Consider the following 19,273-nt stretch of genomic DNA (forward strand, 5'->3'; position numbering starts at 1 on the left):
TCGCCCCTCAACATTGAGCGAACAGAGGCGACGGCAGCGCAAGTCCGACTCAATGACCCGCCCTGGCGTTCCGGCCAAGGTCACTGCGGCAGACTACCGGGCATTCGCTACGCCAAATGACATGCGCCCAGAACGCACTACGGCGTAAAACGCGCAACTCCAATCTCTCTGACGCACGTGCCGCATGATCACAAGCAAAAACGCCGCTTGACTCCCTCGCTCGGTTGATGAACATTTGCTCATCGTCGAAGCAAATGCTCGCTTCGCATCTGGGAGGATTTTGATGAAACTGACACCGCTTCTCGCGGGCCTATTTTCGCTCGCACTCGTCGGCACCGCTTCTGCGCAGACGCTCACCATTGCCACTGTGAACAATGGCGACATGATCCGCATGCAGGGCCTGTCCGACGCCTTCACGGCGGAAACCGGTATCGAGCTCAATTGGGTGGTTCTGGAAGAGAACACGCTCCGCCAGAACGTCACCACCGACATCGCCACCAATGGCGGCCAATATGACATCATGACCATCGGCACCTATGAGGCCCCGATCTGGGCCAAGCAGGGCTGGCTGAAGCCGCTCGATGGCCTGGCGGCCGATGCCGATTATGATGTCGATGACCTGCTGCCGCCGATCCGGGACGGTCTGTCGGTCGATGGCAAGCTCTATGCAGCGCCCTTCTATGGCGAGAGCTCCTTCATCATGTATCGCACCGATCTGATGGAAAAAGCCGGGCTGGAAATGCCGGAGGCCCCAACCTGGGAATTCATCGGCGAAGCCGCCCGCGCCATGACCGACCGTGCCAATGACATCAACGGCATCTGCCTGCGTGGCAAGGCCGGCTGGGGCGAGAACATGGCGTTCCTAACCGCCATGTCCAACTCCTTCGGCGCCCGCTGGTTCGATGAAAACTGGATGCCGCAGTTCGATCAGCCGGAATGGAAGGCAACGCTGGACACCTATCTCTCGCTAATGGCCGATGCTGGTCCGTCCGGTGCATCATCGAACGGGTTCAACGAGAACCTGACCCTGTTCCAGCAGGGCAAATGCGGCATGTGGATCGACGCCACCGTGGCGGCCTCCTTCGTGACCAACCCCGATGACTCGACGGTCGCCGACAAGGTCGGTTTCGCCCTGGCGCCGGACACCGGGTTGGGCAAGCGCGGCAACTGGCTCTGGGCCTGGTCGCTGGCCATCCCGGCAAGCTCGCAGAATGCCGATGCCGCCGAGCAGTTCATCGGCTGGGCAACCTCCAAGGACTATCTCGAAATGGTTGCGGCGGAGGAAGGTTGGGCCAATGTGCCTCCGGGCACGCGCATCTCGCTTTATGAGAACCCGGATTACCAGGCCGCGGCACCTTTCGCCGACATGACCCTGGGCTCGATCTATGCAGCCGATCCGACCCATCCGACCGTCGAGCCGGTGCCCTATGTCGGCGTGCAATTCGTGGCTATTCCGGAATTTGCCGGTATCGCGACCAATGTGGGTCAGCTCTTCTCGGCAGCGCTGGCCGGGCAGATGTCGGCCGATGACGCCCTGGCTCAGGCCCAGGACGCCACCACCCGCGACATGACCCGCGCCGGCTATATCAAATAGGCCTCCTCCCGACGACGACCGCCCGACCGATCATTCCCTCAATCGGCCGGGCGGATTTTGGCAGCTTCGATGGGGGGCGTGAGGCAAATTCGCTCCGGTGGGGCGAATTTAGGTGAAAGGCCGTGAGCGCCATGCGCGAATGGCCGGCGCTGAGTACCACAACGGCAGACTCGCCCTCGGGCTTGACCCGAGGGCCACCATCGGTCCGGTGCGGGTTAAGAATGGCCCTCGGATCAAGTCCGAGGACGGCATGGTGAATGTGGAGAGATCGGTCCATCAGGGCACCGGCAAGGAGACCACCACGAATGGCAACCAGACAAACCCGAACCCTCGCCCGTACGATGATGGCACCCGCCGTCATCGTGCTGCTCATCTGGATGGCCGTGCCCCTGGCAATGACGCTGTGGTTTTCGTTCCAGAACTATAGCCTGATCAACCCGATGATGACTGGCTTTGCCGGCTGGGGGAACTACATCTATGTGATCGGCGATCCCAGCTTTACCCAGGCTCTGGTCAATACATTGCTGCTGGTCGGCGGAGTACTGCTGATCACCGTCATCGGCGGCACGTTCCTTGCGCTTTTGCTCGACCAGCCGATCTGGGGGCAGGGCATTTTGCGCATCCTGGTGATTTCCCCCTTCTTCGTCATGCCGCCGGTGGCCGCGCTGATCTGGAAGAACGGCTTCATGCATCCCGGCTATGGCATGCTCGGGCACCTTTATAAGGCGCTGGGTCTGCAGCCGGTCGACTGGTTCGCGCAATATCCGCTGTTCTCGGTAATCGTGATCGTGGCCTGGCAATGGCTGCCCTTTGCCACGCTCATCCTGCTGACGGCCTTGCAATCGCTGTCCGAAGAGCAGCGCGAGGCCGCCGAGATGGATGGCGCCAATGCGGTCAATCGCTTCCGCTATATCATCCTGCCGCATATGGCGCGGGCAATCACCATCGTCATCCTCATCCAGACCATCTTCCTGCTCGGTATCTTTGCGGAAATCCGCGTCACCACCGGCGGCGGGCCTGGCTATGCATCGACCAACATCGCCTTCCTGGTGTTCCGCACCGGCATCCTTTCCAACGACATCGGCGCCGGTTCGGCCGGTGGCGTGGTCGCCGTCATCATCGCCAATATCGTCGCCATCTTCCTGATGCGCGCCGTCGGCAAGAACCTGGACGCGTAAGGAGAAGTATCATGGCCCGCAGCGCATCCGTCCAGACCAAAATCGGCTTCACAGTACTCGCATGGGCAGTCGCCCTGCTGCTGTTCTCGCCCATCCTGTGGACCATAGTCACGGCGTTCAAGACCGAGGCCGAGGCCATCGCCGCCCCGCCGACCTTCCTGCCGCAAACCTTCACACTCGACAATTTCGGCGATGTGCAGGACCGTTCGGATTACATCAAGCACGCCTGGAACTCGATTGTAGTCTCGGTCGGCTCGACGCTTCTGGGCCTTGTCATCGCCATTCCGGCGGCATGGTCGATGGCCTTTGCGCCGACCAAGCGTACCAAGGACATTCTGATGTGGATGCTCTCCACCAAGATGATGCCGGCGGTGGGCGTTCTTATTCCGATCTACCTGATCTTCCGTGACCTGCGCCTGCTCGATACCGTGCATGGCCTGACCATCATCATGACGCTGATCAACCTGCCGATCATCATCTGGATGCTCTATACCTATTTCAAGGAAATCCCGGTCGATATCCTGGAAGCGGCCCGCATGGATGGCGCCGAGCTCTGGAACGAGATCGTCCACGTGCTCGTGCCCATGGCAGTGCCCGGCATTGCCTCGACCCTTCTGCTCAACGTGATCCTCGCCTGGAACGAAGCCTTCTGGACCATCACCCTGACCTCGGGCCGCGCCGGCACGCTGACCGCCTTCATCTCGTCGTTCTCATCGCCGCAGGGCCTGTTCCTGGCCAAGCTCTCGGCCGCATCCCTGCTCGCCATCGCACCAATCCTGCTGCTGGGCTGGTTCAGCCAGAAGCAACTCGTCCGTGGCCTCACCTTCGGCGCCGTCAAATAAGGACTGTAAGAAAATGGGTTCCATCACGCTCGAACACGTCAACAAGTCCTTCGGTGAAGTCGAAATCATCCCGGACATTTCATTGGAGATCAAAGACGGCGAATTCGTCGTCTTTGTCGGCCCCTCGGGCTGCGGCAAGTCCACCCTGCTGCGCCTGATCGCCGGGCTCGAGGACACCACTTCTGGCCATATCAAGCTCGACGGCGAGGATGTCACCGGCGCACCGCCTGCGCGACGCGGCCTCGCCATGGTGTTCCAGTCCTATGCGCTCTATCCGCATATGAGCGTGCGCGACAACATCGCCTTCCCATTGAAGATGGCCAAGACGCCGCAGGCCGTGATCGACCAGAAGGTCGAATATGCGGCGCGCACGCTGAACCTCGGCTCCTATCTCGACCGCCGCCCGCGGGCGCTCTCGGGTGGCCAGCGCCAGCGTGTCGCGATTGGCCGCGCGATTGTGCGCGAACCCAAGGCGTTCCTTTTCGACGAACCGCTCTCGAACTTGGACGCGGCGCTGCGCGTCAATATGCGGCTCGAAATCACCGAGCTGCATCAGCAGCTCAAGACCACGATGATCTATGTGACCCATGACCAGGTGGAAGCCATGACCATGGCCGACCGCATCGTGGTGCTGAACGCGGGCAATGTGGAACAGTTCGGCTCGCCGCTCGAACTCTACAAAAAACCCGCCAACCGCTTCGTTGCCGGCTTTATCGGTTCGCCCAAGATGAACTTCATCGACGGACCGGAAGCCGAAAAACACAAGGCTCATTCCATCGGCGTGCGCCCCGAGCATTTTACACTCTCGACCGCGGCAGGCGCCGGACAATGGGCCGGCACGGTCAGCGTGGCCGAACAGCTCGGCTCGGACACCTTCCTCCATGTCGAAAGCAATTTCGGCCTGCTCACCGTCCGCACCGATGGTGACCAGACCTTCAGCCATGGCGACAAGGTCTTCCTGACGCCCGACCCCGACCGCATCTACCGCTTCGATGCGGCGGGCCTGGCGCTCTGATCATGCACATCACCCCAGCATCAGTTGTGCCCGCCCTCCCCCTTGAGGGGAGGGTAGCGACGCCGCGCCTGAAAGGCCTTGGCAAAGCTGGGGAGGGGGTCGACCGTCCGACGCATACTGGCCTCAACGCTCACTGCATCACCCCCCACCCCAACCCTCCCCCTCAAGTGCGGAGGGAGCCACACGCACCGGCACCGAGCATTGATACATGACCACCAAACTTTCCCTCGCCACCCTGCCCGCGCTCACCGGCGTTGCGACACCAAAATACACCCGCGCCGATCTCAGCGCCGGCATTGTCCATTTCGGCGTCGGCAATTTCCATCGCGCACATCAGGCGGTCTATCTCGACGCCCTGTTCAATCTGGGCGAGGGACACGATTGGGCGCTGATCGGGGCTGGCGTACGCGAGGCCGATGAAGCCATGCGGCAAAAGCTGATGGCACAGGACTGGCTGACCACCGTGGTGGAGCAGGAGGCCTCCTCCAGCGCCGCCCATGTCACCGGCGCCATGATCGACTATATCCAGCCCGGCAACAGCGCGGAGGTCATCGCCAGGCTTGCCGATCCCTCCATCCGCATTGTTTCGCTGACCATCACCGAGGGCGGCTATTATATCGACCCGGCCAGCCAGACATTCGATCCGACCCATCCCGATATTGTCTGGGACGCCGCTCATTTCGACACACCGAAAACCGCGTTTGGGCTGATCCTTGCGGGTCTTGTCAAACGCCGCGCTGCCGGACTTGCGCCCTTCACCGTGATGAGTTGCGACAATATTCCAGGCAATGGCCATGTCACCGAAAACGCCGTTGCGGGCCTGGCCGCGCTAATCGATCCGGCACTGGCAGACTGGGTCACGTCATCGGTCGCCTTCCCCAATGGCATGGTGGACCGGATCACGCCCGCGACCTCGGACCGCGAAAGAAAGCTGCTGGCCGACCAGTTCGGAATCGACGATGCCTGGCCCGTGTTCTGCGAGAGTTTCAAGCAATGGGTGCTGGAGGACAATTTTCCGGCCGGCCGCCCGGCCCTCGAAAAGGTCGGCGTGCAATTCGTGCCTGATGTCGCGCCCTATGAGCATATGAAGATCCGCATTCTCAATGGCGGCCATGCCACCATTGCTTATCCCGCCGGTCTGCTCGACATTCATTTCGTGCATGAGGCCATGGAACACCCGCTGGTCGCTGCCTTCCTCAAAAAGGTGGAGGCCGACGAAATCATCCCCGTCGTGCCGCCAGTGCCCAATACCGACCTCAATGCCTATTTTGCCCTGTGCGAAAGGCGTTTCGCCAATCCCAAAATCGGCGACACGGTCCGCCGACTGGCGCTGGATGGCTCGAACCGCCAGCCCAAATTCATCATTCCCACCGCGCTCGATCGCATTCGCCACGGCCTGCCGGTGATGGGGCTGGCGCTCGTCTCCGCGCTGTGGTGCCGCTATTGCTATGGAACCTCGGAAAGCGGCGCGGCCATCGCCCCCAATGACCCGAGCTGGGACCGGCTCACAGCCCAGGCGCACAAGGCCAGGGACAATCCCAAGGCCTGGCTCGAAATGGGCGACATCTATGGCGATCTGGCCAAGGCGCCCGACTTCATCGAAGCGTTCACCAAGGCGCTCCATTCCCTGTGGATGCAGGGCACAACCCGCACGCTCGATGCCTATCTGGCCGACCAGCTCTAAGGCCGCAACTTCCCGGTCTTCATGCCGTTTCAATCGCGAAGGCCGGGAACATGCAGCCGCCTCTAGCCCCCTTCCGAACCATCCGCTAAGGTCCGCGCGGACCGAAAAAGAGAGGGCGGCGTGTCGCAAAACCTCCTGGTGGGAGTGGATGTCGGGACCGGCAGCGCCCGGGCGGGCATTTTCACGCGCGATGGACGCCTGCTTGGCCGTCACGAACACCCCATATTGATGCGACGCACCGACGCCAATTTCGCTGAACATGACAGCGAAGACGTTTGGGCCGCCGTCTGCACGGCTGTGCGCATAGCAATGGCCGAGGCCGGGGCGGCGCCAGAAGATGTTGCAGGCATCGGCTTTGATGCCACTTGCTCGCTCGTCGTGCGCGACGCGAAAGGCGCTCCGGTCACCGTCTCGCGCGACGGCGAAGACCGCTGGGACACGATTGTCTGGCTCGACCACCGCGCCCTGGCCGAAGCCGATGAATGCACCCGCACCGGCCATGAAGTGCTGCACTATGCCGGCGGCGTCATGTCTCCAGAAATGGAAGTGCCCAAGCTGATGTGGCTCAAGCGGCACCTGCCGCAAAGCTGGGCCCGGGCCGGGCAGATGTTCGATCTGGCAGATTTCCTGTCCTGGAAAGCCACCGGGTCTCTGGCCCGTTCGCAATCGACCCTGACTTGCAAATGGACCTATCTCGGCCATTCGGAACAGAAATGGCGGCACGATTTTCTGGCCCGCGTAGGGCTGGACGACCTCATCGACAAGGCTGCGCTTCCCCAAATCGCCAGCCCCGTTGGCGCTGATCTAGGCGCCCTGACAGCCGCCGCGGCCGAGCAGCTTGGGCTCACAACGCAGTGCCATGTCGGCGCCGGTCTCATCGATGCCCATGCCGGAGCGCTGGGGGTTCTGGGGGCCTTCACCGCCGATGTCGGCTCCATTGACCGGCACCTTGCGCTGATCGCCGGCACATCGAGCTGCGTCATGGCACTCTCGGCCGAAGATCGGCCTACAACGGGGGTATGGGGCCCCTATTATGGCGCCGTGCTGCCGGGCGTCTGGCTCAATGAGGGCGGGCAATCGGCGACCGGCGCCCTGCTCGACCATCTCATCCGCTGGCATGGTGCGGGTGGCGAACCGACACGGGACAAGCATCTGGCCATCTGCGAACGCGTCATGGAATTGCGGCAGACCGAGGGGCTATCCCTCGCCAAGCGGCTGCATGTCCTGCCCGATTTTCACGGCAATCGCTCGCCCCTGGGCGATCCATCGGCCTTGGGGGTCATTTCCGGCCTGACGCTGGACAGCGATTTCGATAGCCTCTGCCGGCTTTATTGGCGCACCTGCGTGTCCATTGCTCTCGGTGTGCGGCATATCCTGGATACGCTCAATACCAAGGGCTACGCCATCGACACCTTGCACATTACCGGCGGCCACACGCGCAATCCGCTGCTGATGGAGCTTTATGCCGACGCCACCGGCTGCACCGTGGTCGAACCATCGACGCCCGACGCGACCCTATTGGGCATGGCCATGGTCGCCGCCAATGCGGCAGGCCTTTATCCAAGTCTTGATCGGGCCTGTCTTGCCATGCAGCAGGGCGGCACCTCGCGGGCGCCCGATCCGGCGGCCCGGACGCAGTTTGACCGCGACTACCGTATTTTCCTTGAGATGACCCGCCAGCGTCAGGTGATCGACGGGTTGGAGTGAATGCCAAACGGTTCGGAGGGTTCCATGGCGTCAGCGGTGATTTTCGACTGCGAGTTTCTTTGCCTCGAAGGCTCCCAGCGCCGATTTTGGTGTGCCGCTCACGACCCCGATCCTATTGTCGCTCAAATCGGAGCCGTTCGACTCGGCCTTGAAGGAGATATCCCGATCCTAGGCACGTTTCGGGCCTATGTCAGACCCGTGGACCGCTTCGGTAATCGCTATGTTATCGATCAATTCTTCACGAAGTTGACCGGCATTGCGGACGCGGACATCGATGACAAGGGTATCCCTCTCCAAGAGGCTCTCTTGGCATTCGACCAGTTCTCAAGCGGAGATCTTTGCTGGTCCTGGGGTAAGGACGAACTGAACATGCTGGCCATCAGCTGCTTTGTCGCCGGGATCGCTCCCCCCATTCCGGCAACGCGGTTCGACAACGCAGTCAAATTGCTGCTGGCCGCAGGCATGCCCGTTGACGACCTTGCCAGAACGCCGAGCAATGAACACTCGAACTATTATGGTATCGAGCACCCGCCCCTGCGCGGCCACGACGCGCTCGATGACGCATTGTCGGTCAGCTATGCGCTTCAGCACCTTATGCGGGCCGGCAAGCTCAATCCGCATGTCCTCGCCCGCTGATCGAACGGCGCGAAAAGCAACGCTCTGCCCGCTATCCAAGCCCCACGATCCCCGCTAAGCTCTTTATCGGGAAGTCGAAATCCGTGGCCTGAAAGCGAGCGACAAAGCTGCATGTCGATCAAAGCCGCCATCTATCACCTGACCCATTACAAATATGACCGGCCTGTCGTTCTGCAGCCGCAGATCATCCGCTTGCAGCCTGCGCCCCATTCACGCACCAAAGTGCTCAGCCACTCGCTGCGGGTGACCCCCGAGCTGCATTTCGTCAATGTGCAGCAGGACCCCTATGGCAATTTCCTGACGCGTTTCGTCTTTCCCGAGTCTGTGACCGAGCTCAAGATCGAGGTCGATCTGGTCGCCGATATGACGGTCTATAATCCCTTCGACTTCTTCGTCGAGGAAAGCGGCGAGACCTGGCCTTTCCAATATCCCGAGGATTTGCGCGACGATCTGACGATCTATATGAAGCCCGAGCCGGCAGGGCCGCTGCTGCAGAAATTCCTCGATGGGCTCGACAAGAGCCCGAAAAACACCGTCACTTTCGTCACCGAACTCAATGCACATCTGCAAAGCGTGGTGAACTATATTGTCCGCCTTGAGCCCGGCGTCTGGACACCCGAGGAGACGCTTGGCAATGGCAAGGGGTCGTGCCGGGATTCGAGCTGGTTACTGGTCAACATCCTGCGCCATCTCGGTCTCGCTGCGCGCTTTGTCTCCGGCTACCTGATCCAGCTCAAGCCCGATCTGGTTTCGCTCGACGGACCGGCAGGCACGGACCACGATTTCACCGATCTTCACGCCTGGTGCGAAGTCTACCTCCCGGGCGCAGGCTGGATTGGCCTTGATCCCACCTCTGGCCTGCTGACCGGCGAAAGCCATGTGCCGCTCGCGGCGACACCGCATTACCGCAATGCCGCGCCGATTTCGGGCTTCGCCTCCTATGCGGAAGTCGATTTCGCCTTCGACATGCAGGTGACACGCGTTGCCGAGCACCCGCGCATCACCAAGCCGTTTTCGGACGAAAGCTGGGACCGGCTCAACGCACTGGGCAAAAAGGTCGACGAAAAACTCATCGAGCAGGATGTGCGCCTCACCATGGGGGGCGAGCCGACCTTTGTGTCCATCGATGATTTCGAAGCCGATGAGTGGAATGCCGGCGCAGTCGGTCCCACCAAGCGGCGCCTGGCCGATGAACTGATCCGCCGCCTGCGCCAGCGCTTTGCCCCCAATGGCATGCTGCACCATGGCCAGGGCAAGTGGTATCCGGGGGAAACCCTGCCGCGCTGGACCTTCTCGCTCTATTGGCGCGTCGACGGCAAGCCGGTCTGGCAGGACGAAAGCCTGATCGCCCGGGAAGGTGTCAGGACCAACGCCACGCATGAGGATGCGCGGAAATTCCTCGATGCTTTTGCGCGCAATCTCGGACTGACCGGCGAGACCATCGACGAGGCCTATGAAGACCCCGGCGAATGGCTGCTCAAGGAAGCCAATCTGCCGACCAATGTCGACCCCGCCAATTCCGAACTGGCCGATCCTGAGGCGCGCTCGCGCATTGCCAAAGTGTTCGAGCGCGGCCTGACCAATCCCACCGGCTATGTGCTGCCCGTGCAGCGCTGGAACGCCAAGGCCTCCAGCCCATGGCTGACGGAAAAATGGAAGACGCGGCGCGGCAAGCTGTTCCTGGCGCCCGGCGACAGCCCGGCCGGCTATCGCTTGCCCTTGAGTTCGCTCAAGCATTTGAAGGCCACGGACTTTCCGCATGTGGTGCCTATGGATCCGGGCGCGCCGCGCGGCCCCCTGCCCGATCCCGAAGAAATCCTGGCGCGCAGCAAGACCGGGCTTGAAACCGATCCGCGCGCCCAGGCCGCTGCCGGCTTTACTGCGGCGACCGAGCAGCAGGACATCACCGAACAGGTGATCAGCGAGATCGAGGGCGAGGTGCGCACCGCCGTCACCGCCGAAGTGCGCGAGCACCGCCTCTGCGTCTTCTTGCCCCCGGTGGAGGCACTGGAGGACTTTCTCGAACTGATCGCAGCCGCTGAAGCCGCAGCCAAGCAGATCGGCCAGCCGATCCATCTCGAAGGCTATGCACCGCCGCAGGACCCGAGGCTCAATGTTATCCGCGTCGCGCCAGATCCCGGCGTCATCGAGGTCAACATCCATCCCGCGTCAAGCTGGGATGATTGCGTGGCCACCACGGAGGCCGTCTACGAGGAGGCGCGCCAGTGCCGCCTGGGCGCCGACAAGTTCATGATCGATGGCAAGCATGTCGGCACCGGCGGGGGCAATCATGTCGTGGTCGGCGGAGCCACGCCGCATGACAGCCCGTTCCTGCGTCGGCCGGACCTCTTGAAATCGCTGGTGCTGCATTGGCAGCGCCACCCCTCGATGAGCTATCTTTTCTCAGGCCTCTTTATCGGCCCCACCAGCCAGGCGCCGCGGCTCGACGAGGCCCGGCACGATAGCCTCTATGAACTTGAAATCGCGCTGGCCCAGGTGCCCGCGCCGGGACAAGGCGAAGCCCCCCTGCCCTGGCTGACTGATCGCCTGTTCCGCAATCTGCTGGTCGACGTCACCGGCAATACCCACCGCGCTGAAATCTGCATCGACAAGCTCTATTCCCCCGATGGTCCGACCGGGCGGCTGGGCCTGGTCGAGTTCCGCGGCTTTGAAATGCCGCCCAATGCGCGCATGTCGCTGGCCCAGCAATTGCTGATCAGGGCGCTAATCGCGCGCTACTGGACCAATCCGCTCTCCGGTGACTTCACCCGCTGGGGCACCACCCTGCACGACCGCTTCATGCTCTCCTCATTCGTCTGGCGGGACTTCCTCTCCATCCTCGCAGACCTGCGCGAACATGGCTTTGAGTTAGAACCGGAATGGTTCACCGCCCAGCGCGAATTCCGCTTCCCCTTCTGTGGCGAGGTCGAGGCGGACGGCGTGAAACTGGAACTGCGACAGGCGCTGGAGCCCTGGCATGTCATGGGCGAACAGGGCGCCATTGGCGGCACGGTGCGCTTTGTCGATTCCTCGGTCGAGCGGCTCGAAGTCGGGCTCGAAACCGACAATCCCAAACGCTACACCGTCACCTGCAATCAGCGTCCCGTGCCGCTGACTGCGTCGGGCGTGAGCGGTAAAGCGGTTGCCGGTGTTCGCTTCAAGGCCTGGCAACCAGCCTCGGGCATGCACCCCACCATTCGCGTCCACGCACCACTGATCTTCGATATCTATGACAACTGGACCGGGCGCCCCATTGGCGGCTGCACCTATCATGTCGCCCATCCCGGTGGCCGTAATTACGAAACCTTCCCGGTCAATGGGAATGAGGCTGAGGCGCGGCGGCTCGCCCGCTTCGTGCCGCACAATTACACCCCCGGTGGCTATGTGCTGCGCCCTGAAAAGCCTGCGGACGAATTTCCGCTGACGCTTGACCTCAGGCGTCCGCCACGGTTCACGTAATCCATGACTTCGCGGAATCAGCAGAGCCGCGGCAAGCCTCCCGCCGGACCCAGCATCATCGCTGACTATCGGCTTCTCCCAGGCGTGCCGGACGAGATGATTGACCCGTCCGGCGCCGTTCGGCCTGGCTGGGACAAACTCATGTCGGCCTTCGACGCCCTGGGCCCGACCGAACTGGCCGCCCGCTTTGAACGCGCCGACCAATATCTGCGCGATGCCGGTGTCTTCTATCGCAAATATGATGGCGCCGAGGGCAAGGAGCGCGCATGGCCGCTGGCCCATATTCCGCTACTGATCGACGAAGCCGATTGGGTGCAGATCTCAAGCGGGCTGACGCAGCGCGCCGAACTGCTCGAACGCATCGTCGCCGATATCTATGGCAACAACACTCTGGTGCAGGAAGGCTTGCTCCCGCCCGAACTCATCGCCCAGAACGCCGAATTCCTGCGGCCCCTGGTCGGCGTCCATCCGGTCAGCGGCCACTACCTGCATTTCTGCGCCTTCGAATTGGGGCGTGGCCCCGATGGGGCCTGGTGGGTGCTGGGTGATCGCACCCAGGCACCCTCAGGCGCCGGTTTTGCACTTGAGAACCGCGTCGCCACCACGCGTGCACTTTCCGAAATCTATGCCTCGCTTAATATCAATCGCCTGGCCGGCTTCTTCCGCGGCTTCCGCGACACGCTCTTTGCCCAGGCGCGGCGAGATGGCGGACGCGTGGGCATTCTGACGCCCGGCCAGCTCAACGAAACCTATTTCGAACATGCCTATATCGCTCGTTATCTCGGGCTGATGCTGCTCGAAGGAGAGGACCTGGTGGTCGAGGACGGCCAGGTCATGGTGCGCACCGTTGCCGGCCTCAAACCTGTCAGCGTGCTCTGGCGGCGCCTCGACGCCAGTTTCGCCGACCCGCTCGAATTACGCTATGACAGCCACATCGGCACGCCCGGCATGGTCGAGGCCCTGCGCTCAGGCTCGATCTCCATGATCAATGCCCTCGGGACCGGCATTTTGGAGACGCGGGCGCTGGCCGCCTTCATGCCGCGCCTCTGCAAACACCTCTTGGGCACCGGGCTCGAACTGCCCGAAATCGCCACCTGGTGGTGCGGCCAGGGCGCCGAGCGCGAATATGTGCTCGACAATTTCGATAGCCTGATGATCGGCCCGGCCTTTTCCAATCAATTGCCCTTCGACGATCTGCGCGGCACCGCCCTTGGCGCCAGCATGACGGCGGAGCAGAAGGCCGATCTCAAGACCCGGATTGCGCTTGAGGGTGGGGCCTATGTGGGTCAGGAGCCGGTGCGCCTGTCCACGGCCCCGGTCTATATCGAAGGCAAGCTGGAGCCCCGCCCCATTACCCTGCGCGTCTATGCAGCCCGAACCGATAATGGCTGGACCATCATGCCGGGCGGCTTTGCCCGTGTCGGCTCCACCACCGACACGACGGCCTTGGCCATGCAGCGCGGCGGCCAGGCGGCGGACGTCTGGGTGCTCTCCTCGCAGCCGGTCGAGCAGGTTTCGCTATTGCCCAAAGAGGGTGAAAAGCTGGTGCGCAACTCGCCCGGCAGCCTGCCCAGCCGCGCCGCGGATAATCTGATCTGGCTCGGCCGCTATGCCGAACGCTGCGAGGCCACCGTGCGCATTCTGCGCGCCTATAATGCGCGGCTGGCCGAATTGTCCAAGCCGGACCTGCCCATCCTGACCCATGGCGCCGCCTTCCTCGAAACCGTCGATGTCGATGCCAATGAGGCCATGCCGCAGGGCCTCCTGGCTTCGATCGACAGCGCCGTGCACAGCGCTGGTCAAATCCGCGACCGTTTCTCGCCCGATGGCTGGCTGGCCCTCAACGATCTGCAGAAAACCGCCCAGCGCTTTGCCCGCCGGATCGCGGTGGGCGACGACGCAACCCGCGCCATGACCGTACTGCTGCGCAAGCTGGCGGGCTTTTCCGGCCTTGTGCATGAAAACATGTACCGCTTCGCCGGCTGGCGCTTCCTCGAACTGGGACGACGCCTGGAGCGGGCAATTCAGATCGCCCGCATCACCGGTTGGCTGACGGCCCCCGACGCGCCCGACGGTTCGGTGGAAATGCTGCTCGAAATCGGCGACAGCGTCATGTCGCACCGGCGGCGCTATTCGGTGACTGCGGGCGCCCAGAGCGCGATCGACCTATTGGTGCTCGACCCGCTCAACCCTCGCTCCGTGCTGTTCCAATTGGCTGAATTGCGGCACCAGGTCGAAGCCCTGCCCGGCGGCATTGATGACGAACAGCTTTCGCCCACAGCCAAGCTGGCCCTGCAAATTCATACCGATCTGGTGATTGCCGAAGCCGGCAGCATGACGCCGGAGCGCCTGGAACAATTGGCCCGCGATATCGGCATGCTGTCCAGCCTGGTGGCTGCGGCCTATTTCACCTGAGGCCGGGACAGATGCTCTACGATATCCGCCTGACGCTTGAATATGATTATGACTCGCCCGTGCATGGCGGCCGCCACCACATTCGCGTCGCGCCCGCCAATGTGCCTGGCCTGCAGCGCGTCATCGCCTCATCGCTGAACGTCGACCCGGCGCCGGCACGGCAGAGCGGCTTTCTCGACTTTTTTGGCAATTCGGTCACCGCCATCACCATGACCGAGCCGCATGACAAACTGACCGTGCGCCTGACCGCCCGGGTGCAGGTCGAGGACCTGACCCCGCCGGCCGATCTCTCGCCGCGACTCGATCAACTGGCCCGCGAGGTCGGGCAATATTGGTCTGTTGCACCCACCAGCCCGCAGCATTTTCTGGCGGCCTCGTCCCGCGTGCAGATCGTTCCGGCCATTACCAATTATGTACGCGAGGTGACTGCAGGCGAGCAGACCACGCTTGCCGTCGCCACCGCGCTTTGCATGGCGATCCACAAGGATTTCGAATACGACCCCAAGGCCACCGATGTGGAGACACGTCCGGCCGAGGCCTTTGCCTTGCGCAAGGGCGTCTGCCAGGACTTTGCCCATGTCATGATTGCCGGGCTGCGCGGCGTCGGCATTCCGGCTGGTTACGTGTCGGGTTTCCTGCGCACCAATCCGCCCCAGGGTCAGCCGCGTCTCGAGGGCGCCGATGCCATGCATGCCTGGGTGCGAGCCTGGTGTGGCCAGCATCTGGGCTGGGTCGAATTCGACCCCACCAATGCCATGATTGCCGGGCCCGACCATATCTCGATCGGCCATGGCCGCGACTATTCCGATATTTCACCCATTGTCGGCGTGCTGCGTACCCACGGCTCGCACGAAACCAAGCAATCGGTGGACGTGCTGCGCATCGAATAAGACCCGCAACGGAACCAAAATCATCTTCGCCTCGTTCTCTTGGCACGCGGGCCGGACGGCCTGCCAGGAAAGGTCCGGCCAATCCGGACCGCAGGAGAACGAGCATGAGCCAGGCAAAGTTCAGAACGTTTGAAACGACCCGGCGGCCAGCCGCAGCGGTCTGGAGCGACGACGCCCTGAGCCATCACCCGCATTTCGGTGAAATCGCCATGGCCCTTCTTCCCGCCTCCCTGATCCTGGCCACTGCCACCGCGCTGCTGGTTGCCCTGCTCTAGGGTCAAGACGGCAAGCCAGCCAACAATAGTTCCAGGAGGGTTCCATGGGTACGATACTTCTTATCATTCTTGTTCTTTTGCTGATCGGCGCGCTGCCGACCTGGGGATATTCACGTGGCTTCGGCTATTTCCCCTCAGGCATTCTCGGCGTCATCCTGGTTGTGGTGTTGGTCCTGATGCTGATGGGCAGAATTTAGCCGTCCCAATTCCCAAACGGGCACGCCAGGTCCCTCTGGTTTCCTCTGAAAAGGATTGTGCCCTTTGCGGGCCGATGGCCGCCCCCCTTTTCGGCCCGCGCCTTTCGTCCCGGCAAGCCCAAGTGCCTGTCGGGACATTTTTTCGTGCCATCGCCCCCGGAACTCGCACGCACGCACCGCGTTACATCGACAAGACAACAAGGAGTGTCCAATGGCTACGACCTCAGACATGGCCCCCACCCGCCGCAAATCCGGCAATGGCCGCAGCGCCACCAAGGCCGAAACCCGTGAACAGCAGCTCGAGAGCCAGGTCGTCCAACTGCAACACGACCTCAAGGCGATTTCCGAGACCCTGAGCAAGCTGACCGGCGAGAAGGTCGGCGAAGCGCGTTCCCTGGCCACCAGCGAAGTCCAGCATCTGCGGGAGCGCGGCCAGCAAATGCTGAGCCAGGCGCAGGACCAGATGGGCGAAACGGAAAAGCAGCTCAAAGATACCATTCGCGACAAGCCCCTTACGGCCGTGGTCGCCGCCGCCGGGATCGGCTTCCTCTTCGCCTTGCTCACCCGGCACTAGGCATCATGACCGTGCTCGCGCAGCTCGCGTCCCTGCTTGGGCTGGAACTTGAAGAAATGCTGGCAAAGGCGAAGTCCAACCTGCTGGTCTATGGGCTGATCGTCCTATTCAGCGCGGTGGCCTCCGGCTTCCTTATTGCCGCTGGTTATATGGCTTTGGCCGAACGGGCCGGTGCCATAGTGGCCGCCCTCATTCTGGCCGGCGGTTTTCTGGCACTCGCACTGGCGATCTATATTGGTGCATTTATTGCCAGCCGCCGCCGCCAGCGAAAGTTTGCGCAGCGGCGGCGTTCCGCTGAAACCGGCGCACTGCTCTCCAGTGCCGCTCTTGTCGCGTTGCCGCTTCTATCGAAGTCGCCCACGCTGGTGCGATGGGGTTTGCCCGCGGCGGCCATCGCCGCTTTCGCGCTATTGCGCGACAATGAAAAAGAAGACTGATGCGGCTGCGCGTCACGCGCGCCCGACCGTCTCGGTAACATTAGGCCGGATTACCGGCAAAGCCAGCGGGTGAATTTGCAGCGTCACGCTGGAGGCCAGGTCGATCAACTCCCCGTCGATTACCGCATGCGTCCCCTTCTTGCGCTTGGGAAAGCGCAGGACCAGATCGCGCACTTCGGTTTCGCTGACCGCCGGGTTGGCGCGCCAGCGCCCGGTCATGACATCGAGCACCAGGTTCAGCAATTCCCGGGTCGTCACGCTCTGGGCGATATAGACCCCCAACCGCCCCGAATTGAGTATCTGAGCCACCGGCACGGGACTCTCATCGAGCGGATTGTTCGACACGACCACACCCATTGCGGCCATCTGCCGGTCGCCTTTGCTGGTGTGCAACTCCACATCAAAACGCGGTGGGTTGACGGCCGAGGCAAAGATCGCCCGCAAACTGGCCAGCATCTTGCCCAACCGGCTGCTATAGGCCATGCCATTGCGGATGCGGACCAGGCGGGCGTGGATGCCGACGCCAAACTGATGGACGAAAGGCCGACCGTTGGCCGTGGCGATGTCCACGCGTTCCACGCTGCCCCGCGCTATGGCCCTGAGCGCGCCATCGAGATCGAGCGGCATGCCCAGAGCGCGTGCAAACAGGTTCATGGTCCCCGCGGGCAATACGCCCAATGCCTTGCCGCTACGATAGGCGACAGCAGCAGCAGCCGAAATGGTGCCATCGCCGCCGCCGGCGATCATTGCCTCGGCATCCGGATCATCGGCCGCCAAGCGCAGCTCCCGCTCAACGTCCTTGCCCGCCACGACATGGCATTCAAGCCTATGCCCATGGTCGGCGAACACCTTCTCCGCGCGGGCGCAGAATGTGTCGAGATCCATTGTTCTGAGCGTACCGCCATCCCGGTTCAGAATCGCGCGGAACTTCAAACTTCGTCATCCCGGGCCGGTGCCGCACTACCCAGTTCCGGCAGCAGGACCGTGACTTCCAGGCCCCCGCTTTCGACTGCGCGATATTCGGGCTCTCCGCCAAACTGGCTCGATAGCTGCCGCACGATCACCGATCCCAGCCCGGTTTCACCCATCTCCCCGTCCGGGGCAATCCCCACCCCATTGTCTTTGACCGAAAGCGCGGGAACATCGTCTTCGGTGCGCGCCAGCGTCACGAGGATTTCGCCGCGGCGGTCACCTGGAAAGGCATGTTTGAGCGCATTGGTCACCAATTCGCCGACAAGAATGCCCAGCGTGGTGGCATCGCGGGCGCCCACCTCTATTGGCGCAAGCTCGCTGCGCACGAGGACACGGCCGCTATCGATCTGGGTTTCGGCTATGTCCTCGAGAACGGCTGCGAGAAATTCGTCCGCACTGGCCGTTTCCAAGTCGTCGCCAAGCCGCAGCCGGCGATGGGCTGAAGCCACCGCATGAACGCGTGACCGCGCCGCTTCCAGCGCATTGCGGACGTCGTCGGACTGCGTCCGCATGACCTGCAGGGCCAGGAGCGAAGACACGGTGGCCAGCGAATTGCCGATACGATGATTGGTATCCTGAAGCAGCGCCTCGACGCGCTCCCTTTCGCGCTCGGCATGCGCGCGCGCCTCCTCGATATCGCGGGTGCGCTCGGCAATCTCCGCCTCAAGCGCCTCGTTCTGGCTGACCAGGCCCAGATGCCGTTGCGCCAGGGCACTGACCTGCCTCTGGCTGCGCATCAGCAGGGCATAGGCCAGAATGGCCGCCGCCGTCAGAGCCGCGATCAGCGCGCCAACCAGCCCGGTCCGGGTCTGGTCGATCTGGGCATTGCGGCTGGTCAGCTTGGCATCTTCCTCGGCAATGAAATCTTCCAGCGTCTTGCTGACCTCAGCCATCAGCCGCGCGCCCATGCCCGTTTCGGTCAGGGTCTGCGCTTCCGCATTGCGGCGCGTCGCTACCAGTTCCACGGTGCGGTTCATCTCGGCCATCTTGCTGGTGATATCGCCGGTAATGCTCGCCACTCGCGCCGCCTGGCCGCTATCGTCCGCCGTCATCTCCATCAACGCTGCGACACGGCGGTCCAGGCTGGATACGGCTTCACGATAGGGTTCCAGAAATTGCGGATCGGCCGTCAGCAGAAAGCCGCGCTGGCTGGCTTCGGCCTGGCTGAGCGCATGGGTCAATTCCCGCGCGGCATTGCGAACGGCATAGGTCTTGGTGATGTCATTGAGCTGCCGGTCGATGCCCTGCATCAGCATCAATGCGGCAAAAGCCGCCAGGCAAACCAGACCAAGCGACACCCACACGGCGAGACGCCTCGTTCCCCGCCGCGAAAGCCGCGGTCCATCGGCGATTTTTGACCGGCCAACCAGATCGCTCATTGCCCGCCCCCATTGCTGG

General features: G+C 62.6%; 16 protein-coding genes. 14 read left to right on the plus strand and 2 right to left on the minus strand.

Translation table 11 applies throughout. The features are described 5' to 3' along the window. The first annotated feature begins 283 nt into the window (after window positions 1-283). The 14 genes from V8Z65_RS13020 to V8Z65_RS13085 all read left to right on the plus strand — a co-directional run bounded on the left by V8Z65_RS13020 (window position 284) and on the right by V8Z65_RS13085 (window position 16,903). Window positions 284-1,594 (plus strand): sugar ABC transporter substrate-binding protein, encoded by a 1,311-nt coding sequence (locus tag V8Z65_RS13020; protein ID WP_338720576.1) that lies wholly within the window; start codon window positions 284-286, stop codon window positions 1,592-1,594. A 305-nt stretch (window positions 1,595-1,899) separates the two neighbouring features. Then, the gene (locus V8Z65_RS13025; protein ID WP_338720577.1) at window positions 1,900-2,772 is read left to right on the plus strand and encodes a sugar ABC transporter permease; all 873 of its coding nucleotides are present in this window, start codon (window positions 1,900-1,902) and stop codon (window positions 2,770-2,772) included. A gap of 11 nt (window positions 2,773-2,783) precedes the next feature. Next, window positions 2,784-3,614, plus strand: coding sequence for a carbohydrate ABC transporter permease (locus tag V8Z65_RS13030; RefSeq protein ID WP_338720578.1), 831 nt, complete (start codon window positions 2,784-2,786; stop codon window positions 3,612-3,614). Between the two features lie 13 nt (window positions 3,615-3,627). Then, window positions 3,628-4,629 (plus strand): ABC transporter ATP-binding protein, encoded by a 1,002-nt coding sequence (locus V8Z65_RS13035; protein WP_338720580.1) that lies wholly within the window; start codon window positions 3,628-3,630, stop codon window positions 4,627-4,629. A 208-nt stretch (window positions 4,630-4,837) separates the two neighbouring features. After that, a complete protein-coding gene (locus V8Z65_RS13040; RefSeq protein WP_338720581.1) occupies window positions 4,838-6,313 on the plus strand; it encodes a mannitol dehydrogenase family protein in 1,476 nt (491 codons plus the stop codon). Between the two features lie 120 nt (window positions 6,314-6,433). Beyond that, a complete protein-coding gene (locus V8Z65_RS13045; RefSeq protein ID WP_338720582.1) occupies window positions 6,434-8,020 on the plus strand; it encodes an FGGY-family carbohydrate kinase in 1,587 nt (528 codons plus the stop codon). Window positions 8,021-8,044: 24 nt separating this feature from the next. After that, entirely contained in the window at window positions 8,045-8,656 is a 612-nt protein-coding gene (locus V8Z65_RS13050; RefSeq protein ID WP_338720583.1) for a 3'-5' exonuclease, read from the plus strand. Between the two features lie 111 nt (window positions 8,657-8,767). Further along, a complete protein-coding gene (locus V8Z65_RS13055; protein WP_338720584.1) occupies window positions 8,768-12,115 on the plus strand; it encodes a transglutaminase family protein in 3,348 nt (1,115 codons plus the stop codon). A 3-nt stretch (window positions 12,116-12,118) separates the two neighbouring features. Continuing rightward, complete coding sequence (locus tag V8Z65_RS13060; RefSeq protein WP_338720585.1) at window positions 12,119-14,530, plus strand: circularly permuted type 2 ATP-grasp protein; 2,412 nt, start codon at window positions 12,119-12,121, stop codon at window positions 14,528-14,530. A gap of 11 nt (window positions 14,531-14,541) precedes the next feature. Next, complete coding sequence (locus V8Z65_RS13065) at window positions 14,542-15,420, plus strand: transglutaminase family protein (RefSeq protein ID WP_338720586.1); 879 nt, start codon at window positions 14,542-14,544, stop codon at window positions 15,418-15,420. A 104-nt stretch (window positions 15,421-15,524) separates the two neighbouring features. Beyond that, window positions 15,525-15,695, plus strand: coding sequence for a hypothetical protein (locus V8Z65_RS13070; RefSeq protein WP_338720587.1), 171 nt, complete (start codon window positions 15,525-15,527; stop codon window positions 15,693-15,695). Between the two features lie 44 nt (window positions 15,696-15,739). Continuing rightward, a complete protein-coding gene (locus V8Z65_RS13075) occupies window positions 15,740-15,892 on the plus strand; it encodes a DUF3309 family protein (protein WP_338720588.1) in 153 nt (50 codons plus the stop codon). A 211-nt stretch (window positions 15,893-16,103) separates the two neighbouring features. After that, window positions 16,104-16,466 (plus strand): hypothetical protein, encoded by a 363-nt coding sequence (locus V8Z65_RS13080; protein ID WP_338720589.1) that lies wholly within the window; start codon window positions 16,104-16,106, stop codon window positions 16,464-16,466. 5 nt (window positions 16,467-16,471) lie between these two features. After that, window positions 16,472-16,903: a hypothetical protein gene (locus tag V8Z65_RS13085; protein ID WP_338720590.1), complete on the plus strand. Its 432-nt coding sequence runs from the start codon at window positions 16,472-16,474 to the stop codon at window positions 16,901-16,903. A 12-nt stretch (window positions 16,904-16,915) separates the two neighbouring features. Here the strand turns inward: V8Z65_RS13085 and V8Z65_RS13090 are convergent, their stop codons facing one another. Further along, complete coding sequence (locus V8Z65_RS13090) at window positions 16,916-17,836, minus strand: diacylglycerol kinase family protein (protein ID WP_338720591.1); 921 nt, start codon at window positions 17,834-17,836, stop codon at window positions 16,916-16,918. After that, window positions 17,833-19,254: a CHASE3 domain-containing protein gene (locus V8Z65_RS13095; protein ID WP_338720592.1), complete on the minus strand. Its 1,422-nt coding sequence runs from the start codon at window positions 19,252-19,254 to the stop codon at window positions 17,833-17,835. The genes V8Z65_RS13090 and V8Z65_RS13095 overlap by 4 nt, the downstream gene beginning before the upstream one ends. Window positions 19,255-19,273: the final 19 nt, after the last annotated feature.

The sequence above is a fragment of the Devosia sp. XK-2 genome (assembly GCF_037113415.1).
Classification (GTDB): Bacteria; Pseudomonadota; Alphaproteobacteria; order Rhizobiales; family Devosiaceae; genus Devosia.